17 protein-coding genes are annotated in these 16,521 nt (G+C 64.8%); 12 read left to right on the top strand and 5 right to left on the bottom strand.

From position 1 onward, the window contains the following. Positions 1-209: 209 nt before the first annotated feature. The 7 genes from FJ972_RS06100 to FJ972_RS06070 all read left to right on the top strand — a co-directional run bounded on the left by FJ972_RS06100 (position 210) and on the right by FJ972_RS06070 (position 5,668). Positions 210-749, top strand: coding sequence for a sigma-70 family RNA polymerase sigma factor (locus FJ972_RS06100; protein WP_140525747.1), 540 nt, complete (start codon positions 210-212; stop codon positions 747-749). Next, a complete protein-coding gene (locus FJ972_RS06095) occupies positions 746-1,642 on the top strand; it encodes an anti-sigma factor family protein (RefSeq protein ID WP_140517591.1) in 897 nt (298 codons plus the stop codon). The genes FJ972_RS06100 and FJ972_RS06095 overlap by 4 nt, the downstream gene beginning before the upstream one ends. Positions 1,643-1,736: 94 nt before the next feature. After that, positions 1,737-2,234: a 5-(carboxyamino)imidazole ribonucleotide mutase gene (purE, locus tag FJ972_RS06090; RefSeq protein WP_140517590.1), complete on the top strand. Its 498-nt coding sequence runs from the start codon at positions 1,737-1,739 to the stop codon at positions 2,232-2,234. Continuing rightward, positions 2,231-3,307: a 5-(carboxyamino)imidazole ribonucleotide synthase gene (locus tag FJ972_RS06085; protein WP_140500470.1), complete on the top strand. Its 1,077-nt coding sequence runs from the start codon at positions 2,231-2,233 to the stop codon at positions 3,305-3,307. Before purE ends, FJ972_RS06085 begins: the two co-directional genes overlap by 4 nt. A gap of 274 nt (positions 3,308-3,581) precedes the next feature. After that, positions 3,582-3,707 (top strand): type B 50S ribosomal protein L36, encoded by a 126-nt coding sequence (ykgO, locus tag FJ972_RS06080; RefSeq protein ID WP_125004464.1) that lies wholly within the window; start codon positions 3,582-3,584, stop codon positions 3,705-3,707. 108 nt (positions 3,708-3,815) lie between these two features. Then, positions 3,816-4,454, top strand: a complete 639-nt coding sequence (locus FJ972_RS06075; RefSeq protein WP_140500468.1) for a tetratricopeptide repeat protein — start codon at positions 3,816-3,818, stop codon at positions 4,452-4,454. 146 nt (positions 4,455-4,600) lie between these two features. Beyond that, complete coding sequence (locus FJ972_RS06070) at positions 4,601-5,668, top strand: alpha/beta fold hydrolase (protein WP_140525075.1); 1,068 nt, start codon at positions 4,601-4,603, stop codon at positions 5,666-5,668. A 528-nt stretch (positions 5,669-6,196) separates the two neighbouring features. On the opposite strand, the gene pyk is transcribed toward FJ972_RS06070, so the two are convergent. Further along, positions 6,197-7,630, bottom strand: coding sequence for a pyruvate kinase (gene pyk, locus FJ972_RS06060; protein ID WP_140493391.1), 1,434 nt, complete (start codon positions 7,628-7,630; stop codon positions 6,197-6,199). Further along, positions 7,627-8,091 (bottom strand): DUF1036 domain-containing protein, encoded by a 465-nt coding sequence (locus FJ972_RS06055; protein ID WP_404928014.1) that lies wholly within the window; start codon positions 8,089-8,091, stop codon positions 7,627-7,629. Before FJ972_RS06055 ends, pyk begins: the two co-directional genes overlap by 4 nt. Before the next feature lie 270 nt (positions 8,092-8,361). Here FJ972_RS06055 and FJ972_RS06050 point away from each other — a divergent pair, with 270 nt between their 5' ends. From FJ972_RS06050 to FJ972_RS06040, 3 genes are all read left to right on the top strand, one after another. Continuing rightward, positions 8,362-9,159, top strand: coding sequence for an N-formylglutamate amidohydrolase (locus FJ972_RS06050; protein WP_140525074.1), 798 nt, complete (start codon positions 8,362-8,364; stop codon positions 9,157-9,159). Between the two features lie 10 nt (positions 9,160-9,169). Beyond that, positions 9,170-9,478: a DUF1244 domain-containing protein gene (locus FJ972_RS06045; protein WP_140517585.1), complete on the top strand. Its 309-nt coding sequence runs from the start codon at positions 9,170-9,172 to the stop codon at positions 9,476-9,478. 130 nt (positions 9,479-9,608) lie between these two features. Next, complete coding sequence (locus FJ972_RS06040) at positions 9,609-10,790, top strand: MFS transporter (protein ID WP_140525073.1); 1,182 nt, start codon at positions 9,609-9,611, stop codon at positions 10,788-10,790. Here the strand turns inward: FJ972_RS06040 and FJ972_RS06035 are convergent. Further along, a complete protein-coding gene (locus FJ972_RS06035; protein ID WP_140525072.1) occupies positions 10,748-11,662 on the bottom strand; it encodes a LysR family transcriptional regulator in 915 nt (304 codons plus the stop codon). The two genes, FJ972_RS06040 and FJ972_RS06035, sit on opposite strands and share 43 nt — an antisense overlap. A gap of 116 nt (positions 11,663-11,778) precedes the next feature. Here FJ972_RS06035 and FJ972_RS06030 point away from each other — a divergent pair, with 116 nt between their 5' ends. Beyond that, the gene (locus FJ972_RS06030) at positions 11,779-11,988 is read left to right on the top strand and encodes a DUF680 domain-containing protein (protein WP_140493372.1); all 210 of its coding nucleotides are present in this window, start codon (positions 11,779-11,781) and stop codon (positions 11,986-11,988) included. Positions 11,989-12,056: 68 nt separating this feature from the next. After that, positions 12,057-13,016, top strand: a complete 960-nt coding sequence (locus FJ972_RS06025; protein ID WP_140525071.1) for an SDR family oxidoreductase — start codon at positions 12,057-12,059, stop codon at positions 13,014-13,016. Between the two features lie 56 nt (positions 13,017-13,072). Here the strand turns inward: FJ972_RS06025 and FJ972_RS06020 are convergent, their stop codons facing one another. Together FJ972_RS06020 and FJ972_RS06015 are read right to left on the bottom strand one after the other, a co-directional pair. Further along, positions 13,073-13,231: a DUF3309 family protein gene (locus tag FJ972_RS06020; protein ID WP_140493366.1), complete on the bottom strand. Its 159-nt coding sequence runs from the start codon at positions 13,229-13,231 to the stop codon at positions 13,073-13,075. A gap of 97 nt (positions 13,232-13,328) precedes the next feature. Continuing rightward, the gene (locus tag FJ972_RS06015) at positions 13,329-16,505 is read right to left on the bottom strand and encodes an efflux RND transporter permease subunit (protein WP_140525070.1); all 3,177 of its coding nucleotides are present in this window, start codon (positions 16,503-16,505) and stop codon (positions 13,329-13,331) included. Positions 16,506-16,521 lie beyond the last annotated feature (16 nt).

The following is a 16,521-nucleotide window of genomic DNA, read 5'->3' as shown; positions in this document are numbered from 1 at the left end:
GCTGGAGCGCATGACCTCAACCGGCCTCTCTCCCATGATGCACGGCTTTCCCATTGCGCTTGACACTGGTGACGCAGATGAATTCACTTTCGCCACGGCAGGCGGCTTTGCCTGTTGCCGAGGGTTTCGCCCGCACGGGCGGGGCGAGACCGCCGGTATTGCTTGAAAGCGCACGGCCTGTTCCTCGTGGAGTATCGGATGGTGCTGCTTTGAGCGAGAAGGCCGGAGCCGAGCGCTTCAGCGAGGTGGTGCTGCCTCATCTCGGTGACGCGCTGGCGCTTGCCCGCTGGTTGACCGGCAATGACGCCGATGCCGAGGACGTCGTGCAGGACGCCTGCATAAAGGCGCATACGGGCATATCAGGCTATGCCGGCGGCAATGCCCGCGCCTGGCTGCTGACCATCGTGCGCAACACCGCCTATACCTGGATGTCGCGCAACCGGCCGCGCGGCATGTTGGCCGTCGGTGATCTCGGCGATCTCGACGAGATGGCGGCGGCACACGGCATCAGCGTGCCGGACGAATATGGTCCGGAGGCAAGCCTGATCGCCAAGGCCGACACGGTGGCGCTTGAAACGGCGATAGCAGCCCTGCCGCAGCCGTTTCGCGAGACGCTTGTGCTGCGCGACATCAGCGGCCTCAGCTATCGCGAGATAGCGGCCATGCTCGGCGTGCCGATGGGCACGGTGATGTCCAGGCTGGCTCGCGCGCGGAGCCTGCTTATGTCTGACCTGGGGAGAGCGCCATGACCATGCATGACGATGGACTGCCCAATGATCCGGAAGGCATCAGGCTGATGATCCACGCCCTCGTCGATGGCGAACTTGATGCAGCGGCCGCGCTTGCGGTGGAGCGGCGCATTGCGGCCGATCCGCGGCTTGCCTCGGAGCATGCCCGCATCGTGGCCTTGCGGGGCGCGGTCAGCCGCCTGCCGCGCCCAGATGTCGGCGACGCCTTTCGCGCGCGCATCGCGGCCATTGGCACTGCGGCCACCGCGCAGCCGGAGTCAGGCGAAACGGCCAAGCCGCAGCAGGGCCGGCCGGCGCTCCCGGGGGTGCTTGCCCCGGGCGGGAGAGGCCAGAGGCGAAACGCCGATACGCGGCTGTCGCCAAGTCGAGCGCGCCGCTTCGGTTCGTTCGACTGGCGCGCTCTTGCCGCCTCGATCATGATCAGCGCGGTGCTGGCCAGCGGGGCAACGCAATGGGTGATGGTCAACGGCGCGTCCGACAGCTTCGCCGCGGCGGTCGCCAGCGGCCATCGCCGCAGCCTGCTTGCCGCCAGCCCGATCGATATCGTCTCGTCGGACCGCCACACGGTAAAGCCCTGGCTCGACGCCCGGATCGGCGTGTCGCCGCCGGCACCGGATCTTGCCAAGGACGGTTTTGCGCTGATCGGCGGCCGGGTCGAGGTGATTTCCGGCCGCCCGGTGCCGGCACTTGTCTACCGCCACCGCGAGCATCTGATCACGCTGGTCGCCGAACCGCAGCAGGGCGGCAAGGTCAGCGAGCCTGACGATCTTTCCTCGGGCGGCTTTTCGCTGGTGCAGTGGAGCGACGGCGCCTTCTCCTACTGGGCGATCTCCGACATGGAGCGGCCCGAACTCGACGATTTCGTTGCCCGCTTCCGCAAGGCTGCAGCATAGGCCGATTTCCCGGCCGGACCCCGGCAATGCCCCGCATCCTTGCCGCCGCCGCCGAATTCCGCTAAGGCGCGCCTTTGTCGCCGGGAGCAGAAGCTTGGACGATCAACGCGCCGACGTCGCCATTATCATGGGCAGCCAGTCCGACTGGGCGACCATGCGCCATGCCGCCGAGACACTGGAGGCGCTTGGCATCCCGCACAAACGGCTGATCGTCTCGGCGCACCGCACTCCCGACCGGCTCTACGCCTTCGCCAAGGGCGCCAAGGCCGCCGGCTACAAGGTCATCATCGCCGGTGCCGGCGGTGCGGCGCACCTGCCCGGCATGACGGCGGCGATGACACCGCTGCCGGTGTTCGGCGTGCCGGTGGAATCCAAGGCCCTGTCGGGACAGGATTCGCTGCTGTCCATCGTCCAGATGCCGGCCGGCATTCCGGTGGGAACGCTGGCCATCGGCAAGGCCGGTGCGGCCAATGCGGCTCTGTTGGCCGCCGCCGTGCTGGCGCTCAACGACGACAAGCTTGCCGGGCGGCTCGATGCCTGGCGCGCCTCGCAGACCGCCAAGGTCGCGGCCGAACCCACGGACACGCAATGAGCCTGCCCGCCGGATCGACCATCGGCATCATCGGCGGCGGCCAGCTCGGCCGCATGCTGGCAATGGCGGCCGCTCGCCTCGGCTACCGCACCGTGGTGCTGGAGCCGCAGCCGGATTGCCCCGCGGCACAGGTCGCCAACCGTCAGGTCACGGCCGCCTACGATGACCCCGCCGCGCTTGCCGAATTGGCCGAGGCAAGTGCCGTCGTCACCTATGAATTCGAGAACGTTCCGGTTGCCGCCGCCGAGGCGCTCGCCGCAAAGGTGCCGGTCTATCCGCCTGCGCGCGCGCTTGATGTGGCGCAGGACCGGGTGACCGAAAAGACATTTCTCAACGGCATCGGCATTGCCACGGCGGATTTCCGCGCGGTCGACAATGACGGCGAGCTGACCGCAGCGCTGAAATCCTTTGGCGGCAGCGGCATATTGAAGACGCGGCGCATGGGCTATGACGGCAAGGGCCAGCGCGTCTTCCGTGACATGCAAGCCGGCGGCTTCGCCGGCACCTGCGAGGCCATGGGCAGCGTGCCGCTGGTCCTCGAGGCCTTCGTTTCCTTTGAGCGCGAAGTCTCCGTCATCGCCGCGCGCGGCATCGATGGCGTCGTCGCCGCCTACGATCCGGCCGAGAACGTCCACCGCAACGGCATTCTCCACACATCGACCGTGCCGGCCGCGATCGCGCCCCGGACAGCCGAGGCGGCCCGGACAGCGGCGGTGAAGATCCTGTCGGCGCTCGACTATGTCGGCGTCATCGGCGTCGAGTTCTTCGTGCTGGCCGATGGCTCGCTGCTGGCCAACGAGATCGCGCCGCGCGTCCACAATTCAGGCCACTGGACGGAAGCCGCCTGCACCGTTTCGCAGTTCGAGCAGCATATCCGCGCCGTGGCCGGCCTGCCGCTCGGCGACCCGCGACACCATTCCGACTGCGTGATGGAGAACCTGATCGGCGACAATATCTCGCGCGTTCCGGAATTGCTGGCGGAGCCCGACCTGATGCTGCATCTCTACGGCAAGGCCGCAGCGCGGCCCGGCCGCAAGATGGGCCATTTCACCCGGATCAGCCGCCGCGCCTGACAGCAATCTCGACGCCGCGAGCTACCGGGCAGGAAAACTCGGCGCATGGCGTTCTCAAGTCACGTGGCGACCACCACATCATACCAGCCGGTGCCGAGCCATTGGCCGATTGCGGATATTTGACGACACCGGGCATTCATCTCCGCTACCGGGCATGCTTGCGGTTGACACGGACAAGGCTCCTCGTTTATGAGCCACCCACAGTTCAAAGGCGCGTCTTCTGGCGCGCCTTAAAATTTCGACCCGGACCGGGTCCACACCGACAGGCAAGACCATGAAGATCAAGAATTCGCTCAAGGCGCTGAAGGCGCGTCATCGCGACAACCGTCTGGTTCGCCGCAAGGGCCGCGTCTACATCATCAACAAGACCGCCCCCCGCTATAAGGCGCGCCAGGGCTGAGCTTCGTCGCGAGGCTTTTGCCTCCGCAGTTGGTGTTTATCGTCGGTCCGCCGGCCGTTCACGCTAAAATCAGTTTGACGTTCCGCCGCCCGCGACTAGATTCGGGCGATGCGGATTCTTTTTGCATTTTTGACGGTCCTTCTCTTTTGCAGCGCCATCTCGTTGCCGGCGCGGGCCGATGATCGGGCGGTCGTGCAAGCGGCCCCGGAGCCGGCGCCTCCGGATGCCCAGCCAGTGCCGCAAGCCGCGCCTCCCGCAATGAACAGGGAAGCCCGCCTCGACAAGCTGTTTGCCGATCTCAAGCGCGAGCGCAACGAAAAGGCGGCAGAGCGTATCGCCGGCATCATCTGGAGCGAATGGTCCCAGTCGGGCAGCGCCTCGATCGACCTGATGATGCAATGGTCGCAGAAGGCGCTCGAGAACCAGAAATTCGACGTAGCGCTCGATTTCCTCGACCAGGTGGTCACCTTGCAGCCGGCCTATGCCGAGGGCTGGAACCGGCGCGCCACGGTGCATTTCATGATGAAGAACTACGGCAAGTCGATGTCCGACATCGACCATACGTTGCAACTCGAACCACGCCATTTCGGCGCGCTGTCGGGCCTGGCACAGATCATGACCGTGACCGGACGCAAGCAATCGGCGCTCGAGGCCTGGCAGAAGGTCCTTGCCATCTATCCGATGCTGCGCAGCGCCCAGGATCAAGTCGGCACGCTTTCGGAAGAGCTCGCCGGCGAAGGCATTTGATATTTTAAGGCAGTAGGGAAATAGGGCAGTAAGGCAGTAGGAAAGAGATCGCCCGGAAATACTTGCCCTACTCCCCTATTCCCCTATTCCCCTATTCCCCTACTCCCCTACTCCCCTACTCCCCTACTCCCTCTCGTATATCCCACATGAACCTGCTCTATGCCGTCTTCGCCTTCCTTCTGGCGCTCGTCTTTGGCTTTGTCGGCATCACCCGCGTCGGCTCCTGGCTGATCGAGCGCCGCAACCCGGCCGTCGGCGAATTCATCGACATCGATGGCGCGCGCATCCATTATGTCCACGTTCCTGGCCACGCCAAGGCCGACCTGCCGCCTGTTGTCTTCATCCACGGCGCCAGCGCCAATCTCAGGGATCAGATGCTGCCGCTCAGGCCGTTGCTCGAAGGGCGCGCCGAATTGCTGTTCTTCGACCGGCCGGGATTCGGTTGGTCGGGACGCGGGCCCGGCAACAAGGAGGATCCGTGGTCGCAGGCCGACACCGTCGCCGCGCTGATGGACCATCTCGGCATGAAGCAGGCTATCATCGTCGGCCATTCCTTCGGTGGCGCGGTGACGACCGCCTTCGGCCGCGAGCATGCCGACAAGACGCTCGGGCTGGTATTCCTGGCACCGGCAACCCATCCGTGGCCCGGCGGCGCAACCGCCTGGTACTACGACCTGACCACCATTCCGGTGATCGGCCGGCTGTTCTCCGAAACGCTGAGCTATCCGGCAGGAATGCTGCGGATCGCCGACGCTACGACCTGCGTCTTCTCGCCCAACAAAGTGCCGGACAATTATGTCGCCGAGGCCTCGATCCCGCTGGTGCTGAGACCGTCGGCCTTCCGCGCAAATGCCAGCGATGTCGCCGGCCTCTACCGCTATGCGCTTGGGGCCGCGCCGCGCTACGCCGAGATCAAGGCGCCGACCGTGGTCATCTCGGGCGATCGAGACAAGGTCGTCTACGCCCATATCCATTCGGTCGGCCTCGAGCGCAACATTGCCGGCGCCGAACTGGTCTGGGTGCGCAATCTCGGCCACAAGCCGGACTGGATCGCGTCTGATCTGGTCGTTGGCGCCATCGAGAAGGCCGCCGGCAGGAGCGTGGATCTGGAGGCGATGGCAAGGGCGGTGGAAGCGCGGATCGCCGGCGATGCCTATGGCGTCGGCAAATGCGCCGACCTCAAGGAACCCGAAGCGGAGTTGGCGCCGACCTGATGTGCGTCTTCCGAAAACGGTCGTCGAAAAACGGTATCGGGGCCAGAGCGGCATGTACGTCCTGAAACACGGCATAAAGAAAAATCCCGAAAAATTCTGGGCGCTGCCGATCGCATCTTCTTCGGTTACGGCGCCTGCCCCATCCTTGCGGGCGTCTTTCTTAGTTATCCTCCCCTGGACGGATTTTACGGCGAGCGGATCATTCCAAGCGGGAACCATTACGGAAACCATATCTATGTGACCAACGGCGTGATCGCCTTCGACTACCATGGCTATTCCAGCCGCGAACGGCTTCTGGAACACCACAAACGAGGATGGGTTCGCACAGCGCCGACTGGCACTGCACGCTGGAAAAGGTCGATTTCGATCTGCTCGACACTGCCGAACTTAATCGGCGAAAGATGCGGGGACCGGATCAACATCTGCAAGATCCCATACCCCGCGCGTCGCTTGCTTCAGCGCATTGACCACGCCGCAGCGGCAACAAGAGCTCTCAAGATCGCAACGCGGTGAAGCCCTGGGGCGGGCTTATCGGGTGCCCAAGTCCGATCCGACATAGGCGATGCGCAGCATATTGGTCGAACCGGGCGTCCTTAGCGGCACGCCGGCGGTGATGATGACGCGGTCGCCGGGCTTGCCGAATTCCTCTTCAAGCGCGATGCGGCAGGCGCGATCGACCATGTCGTCGAGATCGGTGGCATCGGGGGAGACGACGCAGTGCGTGCCCCACAGCAGCGACAGCCGCCGCGCCGTGTTGACGATCGGCGACAGGGCCACGATCGGCACCTGCGGGCGCTCGCGCGCGGCGCGCAGGCCCGTGGTGCCGGAAGCCGTGTAGGTGATGATCGCCGACAGTTTCAGCGTCTCGGCGATTTCGCGGGCCGCCAGCGAGATCGCATCGGCGCCGGTTGCTTCAGGCTCGGAACGCTGGGCGTTGATGATGCCTGCATAGGTCGGATCGGTTTCCACCTTGGTGGCGATGCGGTTCATCATCGCCACCGCTTCCACCGGATAGGCGCCCGCGGCCGATTCGGCCGAAAGCATGATGGCGTCGGCGCCTTCGAAGACGGCGATCGAAACGTCGGAGACTTCCGCGCGGGTCGGCACGGGCGCGGTGATCATCGATTCCAGCATCTGCGTGGCGACCACCACCGGCTTGCCGGCGCGGCGCGCTGCGCGCGTGATCTGCTTCTGGATCCCGGGCACGGCTTCCAGCGGCATCTCGACGCCGAGATCGCCGCGCGCGACCATCAGCGCGTCTGAGAGTTCAATGATTTCGGCCAGACGGGCAACCGCCTGCGGCTTCTCGATCTTGGCCATGATCAGCGCCCGGCCGCGTGCGATCTTGCGCGCTTCGGCCAGGTCCTCCGGCCGCTGCACGAAGGACAGCGCTATCCAGTCGACGCCGGTGGCGAGCACCGCGTCGAGATCCCTGCGGTCCTTCTCGGTCAGCGCGCCGACCGGCAGGTCGGTATCGGGCAGGCTGACGCCCTTTCTGTCGGAAATCGTGGTGCCGGCAACGACGGTGCAGACGATCGCCTTGCCGTTGGCCTTCACCGCTTTCAGCTCCAGCTTTCCGTCGTCGATCAGCAGCCGGTGGCCGGCCTCGACCGAACTCAGGATTTCGGGATGCGGCAGATAGACCCTGGCCGCGGTGCCGGGCTCGGGATTGTCGTCGAGCGTGAAGGTCTGGCCGACGGTCAGCACCTCCTTGCCGTTGGCGAACTTGCCGACGCGCAGCTTGGGTCCTTGCAGGTCGGCAAGGATGCCGATCGGCCTTCCGACCGTCTCCTCGACGGCGCGGATGCGTCCGACCAGCGTGCGCATCAACTCGTGATCGGTATGGCTCATGTTGATGCGGAACACATCGGCGCCCGCTTCGAACAGCTTCTTCAGCATTTCCTCGGAAGAGGAGGCCGGACCGATGGTGGCTAGGATCTTGACCTTGCGGCTGCGTCTCATTGACTGTTTGTTCCCGGGGCGGCTGGCGCGCCTCCCGTTGCGGGGTCGTCGGTTAGCTGGACCATCCAGCTTGCCTGCTCGCCCGTGTCGTATTCCTGGAATCCGGCGCGCTGGAAGCCCCGGGCGACGCAATCGGTGACGCCGGCGATCTTGAACTCTTTTTCAGCCACGCACATGTTGATCGGGCCGTCCCAGCGTCCGCCGCGTTCGGCGTCTTCTGCATAAAGATAGTAAAACCTTGATGACAGCGGCCCTTCGATCAGCGTCTTGCAACTCGATCCTTCGATGTGCCACCAGCCCTCGGTGATCCAGCCGGCCTTGGCACGATAGCCGATGCCGACGCCGACCAGGTTTTGCGTCGCGTTGCAGACGCGGAAATCAGCGCGGGCGGGCGAGGCCGCAACCATCGCGGACAAACCCACGGCGAGCGTCAGGAGCGGCATGGCGAAGGCGAAGCGCACGCGCCGCCCGCCGGCGGAACTCATCCTGAAACCCCTCAAGAACCACATCAGCATCTCTCTGCGCCCCTTTTCGGAAAAGTCCGGGCGCATGTCAACGCGCCGTTTTGTCCAATTCCAATCGATTTAAGAAGGCTCCCGGCGCGCGATCCGTCGCCCCTTGCCAGATTTCAGCGGAAACCTTGGCCAAACAACGGCATTGCGCCCGCGTCGTCTTCGTGGAAAGACGATAGCATCCTCCCCGGAAGCCAGCGAACAGACCATTTCCCGCCAATGACCCGATCCACAGTTTTCGCGCCTTTCGACGTCGTCGAGGGCGACCGCAAGCGGGGCATGGTGCTGTTGGCCGACCATGCCCGCCGCGACCTGCCTGAAGACTATGGCAGCCTTGGCCTGCCGGCGGCCGCATTCGACCGTCACATCGCCTATGACATCGGCGTCGAGGCGGTGACGCGCGAACTCGCTGCCTTGCTCGATGTGCCAGCGGTGCTCGCCAATTTTTCGCGGCTGCTGATCGATCCCAATCGTGGTGAGGATGATCCAACGCTGATCCGTCAGCTCTATGACGGCACCGTCGTGACGGGAAACTATCCACTCGCCCCGGAGGAGCGCGAAAGGCGGCTTGACCGCTTCTACCGGCCCTATCACGACGCCGTCGGCGCCATGATCGCCTCGGTCGCGCAGGCTTCCGGCAAGGCACCCTTCATCTTCTCCGTGCATTCCTTCACGCCGGTCATGCAGGGCAGGCAGCGGCCGTGGCATGTCGGCGTACTGTGGGACCGCGACGACCGCGTGGCGCGGCCGCTGATCGACATGTTGGCCGCTGACAAAAACCTCGTTGTCGGCGACAACGAGCCCTATGACGGCGCGCTGCGGGGCGACACCATGTTCAGGCACGCCATCGTCAACGGCTATGCCCACGCGCTGATCGAAATCCGCCAGGACCTGATCGCGACCGACGGGGATGCGCTTTCGTGGGCTGAGCGTCTGGCGCCGATCGTTGACGCGATCGATCGCCGTCCCGATATACACCAAGTGAAGATGTTCGGCTCACGCACCGGGCCGTTATGAGGAGGTTTCGATGACCGAACTCAGCGACGAACAGAAACGTGACTTCGAGGCCGCCGCCTTTCGCAGGCTGGTGGCGCATTTGCGTGAGCGCGGCGACGTGCAGAACATCGATTTGATGAATCTCGCCGGCTTCTGCCGCAACTGCCTGTCGAACTGGTATCGCGAGGCCGCGGAAGCCGAAGGCGTCGATCTCAGCAAGGACCAGTCGCGCGAGATCGTCTACGGCATGCCTTACGCGCAATGGCAGGCGCTGCACCAGACCGAAGCCTCCGACGCCAAGAAGGCCGAATTCGAGGCCAGGCGACCCAGAGACCACTAGGTGGTCTCTCACGTCCTCGATTACCCTTGAGCGCTCGGTTTGGCCCAAATGCTTCCCGAGCGCAGCGCTTGACTGGAAATTGAATCGATCTAATTTGCCGCGCAAAGTCACTTTCTAACCGGATTCGCCTATGAACGCGTCGAATGCAATGCAGACCGCCATTCGCGGCCGCTGGGCCGTGGCGGCCATCTTCCTCGCCAATGGCTTCCTGACCGGCAGCTGGGCGCCGCAGATCCCGGTGTTCCTGACCCGCCTGGACATTTCCAAGTTCACTCTGGGGCTTTTGATCCTGCTGTTCGGCGCCGGCGCCGTCTCCGCCATGACCTGGTGCGGTCACCTGATTTCGAAACACGGCTCGCGCACCGTGCTGCGCTGGTTTGGCCTCTGCGGTAGCCTCGGCCTGCTGGTCGTGGCGCTGGCGCCCAACGTGCCGCTGGCTGCCGTCGCCATGTTCATCTTTGGCGGCTCCATCGGCGGCATGGATGTCGCCATGAACGCCAATGCGGTGGTGGTCGAGCGGCGGCTGTCGCGCGCGATCATGTCCTCCTCGCATGGCTTCTGGAGCCTCGGCGGTTTCGCCGGCGGTGCCCTTGGCGGCTTTGCCATCCAGAATTACGGCCACCTCGCCCACGCCGCGGTCGTGACGGCGCTTGCCTTAGCGGCGATCGCGGCGGCGGTGCCCTATATCGTCGCCGAGGGCAGGCCGCAGGCTGCCGAGCATCATAAATTCACCTTGCCGGGAAACCCGCTGGTCTACCTCGTGGGCCTGATGGCGCTGCTGACGATGGTCTCTGAAGGCGCCGTACTCGACTGGGCAGCGCTTTATCTCAGGCAGGAACTCGGCGCCGATCTCGCCATTGCCGGTCTCGCCTACGCCGCCTTTTCCGGTGTCATGGCGATCATGCGTTTCTTCGGCGACGGCGTGCGCAATCGTTTCGGGGCCGTGACGACGTTGCGCGGTTCGGCGATCATCGCTGCCGCCGGCATGCTGATCGCAGGCCTGTCGCCCTCACCGTGGCTTGCCATCTCCGCCTTCGCTCTGTGCGGCTTCGGCATCGCCAATATGGTGCCGATCATCTTTTCGGCCGGCGGCAACCAGGAAGGCATGTCGTCGGGCACCGGCATGAGCGTGGTCACCACTATGGGCTATTCCGGCATCCTCGTGGCGCCCTCCGCGATCGGCTTTGTCGCCGAGCATTCCAGCTTCGGCCCGATCTTCGTCGCCATGTCGGGCCTGCTGATCGTCGTCCTGCTGATGGCCGGATTGGCTCACCGCGCCGAATTCGCTCCCGACGCGGCGCCGGCCGAATAGCGTTTCAGTTCCTCGTTAAGGAAATCCGCCACGCGTCGGATGCGCACGCTGGTGCGCACGTCGCGATGCATGGCCAGCCACACCGGCAGCTTGGGCAGCGGCAGGCCCGGCAGCACATCCTCCACCAGGGGGTCCCGCTTGGCCAGCGGCTCCTGGCCGAGGCCGATGCCGATTCCCGCCCGCACCGCCTCCCAAAGCACGATCTGGTTGTCGGCCCGGAAGCGAAAACTGTTCCGCGTGACCGATATGCCGAAATGCGTAAAGCCTCGGATCATCTCGTCGCTCCGGTCGAAGCCGATCAGCGCGTGGTCGAGCAGGTCGGCCGGCTCGCGCGGGCGGCCGCACCGGTCGAGATAGGCTAGGGAAGCACAGGCGCAGAGCGCGATATCGCAGACCTTGCGCGCCACCAACTCGTTCTGTGTCGGCTTGACCATGCGGATGGCGATGTCGGCATCCCGGCGCAGCAGGTTCTCGACCTGGTTGGAAGCGACGATCTCGACCTCGATGCCGGGCTCCTCGATGCCGAGCCGCGCCATCATGTCGGGCAGCACATAGGCCGCCACCACCTCGCTGGCGGCGATGCGCACCGTCCCTTCGATCGCTTCGACCGAACCCAGCGCCAGCCGTGAAAAAGCGCTCGCCTGCTCGCTCACCGCCTTGCCGCGCTCTAACAGAGTGGCCCCGGCTTCCGTCAGCGCGTAGCCGCTTCGCCCGCGCCGGAAAAGGGTGACGCCGAGCGCCTGTTCTAGTTCCGAGATGTGGCGGCCAAGCGTCGGCTGACTTGCCGACAGCTTTCTCGCCGCGGCCGACAGGCTGCCGGTCTCAGCGACCGTGACGAAGCTTTTGATCAGGTTCCAGTCGATGTCAGCCATTCACAACTGAATATCAGAACTGCACACATGGTCAATTTCAATTCATTGGTGAGGCAATCATATTCGGCCTGCAAACATCGATACGCCCTGCAACAAGCCAATCAGGAGTAACCCAAATGACCAAGATTGCACTCACCGCCGCTGCCCTCCTCATCGCCGCCAACGCCGCTTTCGCAAGCAGCGACAAGTTCGGCTCGAACAATGCCAGCCAGACGCCTGTCGCCAGCAAAGACAAGACGATCACCACATCGATCGAGAAGTCGAATGCAATCATCCGGAAGCCGGTCGTCCAGGGCAGCAACCGCGACCTCTTCGGCAACCGCTGAACAGACGCCGAGATATCCCCAAGGCGGTGGGCTTGTCCCGTCGCTTCACAGCAAACAGGAGACGAAGAATGACCAAGATTGCAATCCTCGGCGCCAATGGCCGGCTCGGCCGCGTGGTCGCCAAGGCCTTCATCGACGCGGGCTATGATGTCCGCGCCATCACCCGCACCGGCAAGGTGCCGGCTGAGCTTGCAGGCGCGACGGCCGTCGCCGGCGATGCGCTGGACCGCGAGTCTCTGATCCGCGCGACGCAGGGCGTCGACATCATTTTCAACGGCCTGAACCCGATCTACACCGACTGGGGCAAGTGCCTGCCGATGGCCGAGAATGTCATGACCGCCTGCCGAGCCAACGGCACGCTGCATCTCTTCCCCGGCACCGTCTACAATTATGGCTCGCCGATGCCGGCGGTGATCACGGAAGACACGCCGTTCCATCCGACGACCGAGAAAGGGCGGATCCGCTGCGCCATGGAGGAGCTGTTCCGCCGTGAAGCTGAGGCGGGTCGGGTGCGCACGATCATTCTGCGCGCCGGCGATTTCTTCGGCGGCACCGGCAACGGCTCCTGGTTCGACCTCGTCGTCGCCGCCAAGATGAGCAAGGGCATCTACACTGCGCCCGGCCCGGCCGATCTGGTGCATGAATGGGCCTATCTGCCGGATTTCGCTGTCGGTTTCGTCGCACTGGCGCGCAATCTCGACAAGCTCGGCTCTTACGAGGCGCTGAATTTTCCGGGCCATGCCGTCACCGACATCGAGATCAAGACGGCCGCCGAAAAGGCGCTCGGACGCAAGCTTAAACTAAGCTTCATGCCCTGGTGGGTGCTGCGCGCCGGCAGCCCGTTCGTGGCGATGTGGCGCGAGATCGTCTCGATGTCCTATCTGCGTTTCGAGGCGCACCGGCTGGCCTCGGCGCGGCTGAACGAGATCATCGGTGAAATCCCGCACACCCCTCTGAACCAGGCGGTGCACGAAGCCTTGCAGGATATCGGCGTCGCCGTCGCGCCGGCCTGGCACCAAGCAGCGTGATTGCCGAGCGTGCCGAAAAGACGGGAACGGCGGGCCCGGCCGCAGATCGTTGCCGGTCAGATCCGGCCCATCAGAAGCAGGATAAGCACCACGACGAGGACGACGCCGACGATGCCCGACGGCCCGTAGCCCCAGGAGCGCGAATGCGGCCATGCCGGCACCGCGCCGATCAGGATCAGGATCAGGATGATGATGAGAATCGTGCTGATCGTCATTTTAGAGCCCTCGCCGTCTGGTTGAATCCGAGGGAACAATGCAAAAGGCCGCCCGGTAGTTCCCGGGCGGCCTTTTGACCTGCCTTGCGAAACCGCTCTATTCGGCGGCCTTCGGGAAGGCGACTGCCGGCTCGGCGTCGCCATCGGCCGCTGGCTCCTGCGGCGAGATCTCTCGCTTGCCGCGTCGCAACAGCCGGCTGAACCACCCTCGCCGCGCGCCGGGCTTGACCTTGGCGCGGGTGAACACCATCAGCATCGACGGCGTCACCACCAGCGTCAGCACGGTGGCGAAGGACAGGCCGAACACGATCGCCGACGACAGCGAAATCCACCACTGCGTCGAAGGCGCGTTGATCGTCGTCTCATGATGGAAGATCTCGAGACCGAGGCCGAAGGCGATCGGCAGCACGCCCAAGATAGCCGAAACCGCCGTCAGCACCACCGGGCGGGCACGCTCGCGGCAGGTCTGCAGCACCGCTTCCATCTTGTCCCAGCCCTCCTCGCGCAGCCGGTCATAGGTGTCGATCAGCACGATATTGTTGTTGACCACCACGCCGGCCAGCGCGATGACGCCGATGCCCGACATGACGATGCCGAACGCTTCGCCTGTCAGAAGCAGGCCCAGGAACACGCCGATCGTCGCCATGACCACGCAGGACAGCACCAGCCAGACGCTGGTGAACTTGTTGAACTGCGCCAGCAGCACCAGGAAGATCAGGAAGATCGCCGCGCCGAAGGCCTTGCTGAGGAAGGCGCTCGCTTCCGCGCTGTCTTCGTTGGAACCGGCGAGCTTCCAGCGGATGCCGCTGCCGAGGTCCATGTCCGAGACCGCCTTGGTCACCTGCTCCTGTACAGCTGCGACCTGCGCTCCGGCGGCGACATTGGCCTGCACGACGACGGTGCGCGCGCCGTCGATGCGGTTGAGAATGCCGACCGTCGGCTCGGGCTTGCGCACGACGAAGTTCGAGATCGGCACCGACCCTTGCGACGTCTGCACTCTGAGTTCGTCGAGCGTCGACAGCGTGCGCCGGTCTTCCGGCAGGCGCAGGCGGATGTCGACGGCATCGTCCGCGCCCGCCGGCCGGTATTCCGACAGCTTCAAGCCGTTGGTCACCAGCTGCACCACGGTGCCGACCGAGGTCGGGCTGATGCCGTATTGGGCGGCCTTGGCGCGGTCGACCTCGAGCGCCCAGTCGACGCCGGGCGGCGGCAGGCCGTCCGAAATGTCGATGACGTTGGGCACCTTGGCGATCCGCGCCGCCACTTCGCGCGCCTTGTCGTCGAGCCCGGCGGGATCGGCGGCCGAAAGCCTGATCTGGATCGGCTTGCCGGTCGGCGGGCCGGCCTCCGGCACGCGCACCTCGACATCGACGCCGGGAATGCCGGCCATGACGCCGCGCAGGTCGCTGAGGATCTGGTTGGCGGATTTGCGCTCGCGCCAGTCGACGAACTCGTACTGGATCACGCCGACGACGTCCTCGGGAATGTCCTGGCCGCCGCCCTGAGTCTTGCCGGCGCGTGTATAGACCGATTTTACGCCCGGCCAGCCGAGCAGCCTGTTCTCCGCCGTCCTGGTGGCGGCATCCATCTCGGCCAGCGAAAGATTGCCGCGCGCATGCACGTAGAGCAGGCCGTAGTCCGGCTCGACGCTGGGGAAGAACTCGACGCCGGCGCCGTATTTCGAATAGGCGTAGCCGACGCCGAACAGCAGCGCCACGGTGAGCACCAGGACGGTGATCGGGAAGCGCACCGCCTGCTTGACGATGGCCATGTACCAGCCGTCGCGGTTGTCGTCCTCGTGATGCTTCGGCGCCTTGGCGAAGATCGCGCCCAGCGTCGGCGCGAACACCAGCGCATAGAGCATCGAGGCCGACAGCGTGACGATCAGCGTGATCGGCATGTATTTCATGAAGTCGCCGATGATGCCGGGCCAGAACAGCAGCGGCGAGAACGCGGCGATGCGCGTCATCGTCGCCGCGATGACCGGGCCGGCCATGCGCTTGGCGGCGAGCGCGAAGGCATCCGCCTTCGGCATGCCTTCGCTCATGCGCCGCTCGGCGAACTCGGTGACGATGATGGCGTCGTCGACCAGCATGCCGACAGCCAGGATGAGGCTGAACAGCACGATCATGTTGATCGTGTAGCCCATCATGGCAAGCAGCAATATGCCGATGAGGAAGGACGATGGTATGGCCAGCCCGATGAGCAGCGAGGCGCGGCCCGACAGCGCGTAGAGAATGACGATGAACACCAGGATCACGGCGATCATGACGTGGTTCTGGAGGTCACCCAAGAGCTGGTTGACGAAGACCGACTTGTCCTGCGTGTAGGTGACATGCATGCCTTCGGGCATCGTCTTGATGAAGGTGTCGGACACCTCCCTGACATGGTTCAGCGTGTCGATCAGGTTGGCGCCGATGCGCTTCTTCACCTCGATGGCGATGGCCGGCTTGCCGTCGAGGCGAGTGACCGTCTCGGCGTCCTTGAAGGTCGAGCGTATGGTGGCGATGTCCTTGGCCTGCACCACGGCGTTGGGTGTGGCGACGACCGGCAGGTTGGCCACGTCCTCGGGCGTCTCGATCAGCGACGGCACCTTGACCGCGTATTTGCCTTCCGAGCCTTCGAGATTGCCGGCGGCGACCAGGCTGTTGGAGGCGCCGACGCCTTGCATCAGCTGGTCGAGCTGCAGCCCGTAGGAGGACAGCTTCACCGGATCGATGACCACTTCGACCAGATCGTCGCGCGCGCCCTGCAGCGAGCCTTCCAGCACGCCCGGTACCTCTTCGATACGGTCGCGCAGTTCGCGCGCAGCCGCCGTCAGCAAGCGCTCCGGCACGTCGCCCGACAGAGTGACGACGAGGACCGGAAACTCGGAAACGTTGACCTCGTTGACCGTCGGCTCCTCGGCCGCCTGCGGCAGGTCGGCCTTGGCGTCCTGCACCTTGCTGCGCGTGTCCTGGAGCGCCGTGGCCAGATTGGTTTGCGGCTGGAACTCGACAAGCACGTAGCCGCCGCCCTGGAAGGCGGCCGAGCGCATCTCCTTGAGGCCCTTCAGGCTCTTCAGCTTGCTTTCCATCGGCCGCAGGAGAAGGCGTTCCGAATCCTCCGGCGAAATGCCCTGGTAGATCAGGCTGATATACATCATCGGGATCGGAACGTCGGGTTCCGCTTCCTTGGGCGTCGACTGATAGGCGACCCAGCCCGCCGCCAGCAGGAACAGCAGGGCGGATATTGTGAGGCGGGCATTGTGGATTGCGAGTCTGACGATATCCATGACTTGATGCCTGCTG

This window comes from Mesorhizobium sp. B2-1-1, from assembly GCF_006442975.2.
Classification (GTDB): domain Bacteria; phylum Pseudomonadota; class Alphaproteobacteria; order Rhizobiales; family Rhizobiaceae; genus Mesorhizobium.
This window is presented reverse-complemented; position numbering and strand designations above follow the sequence as displayed.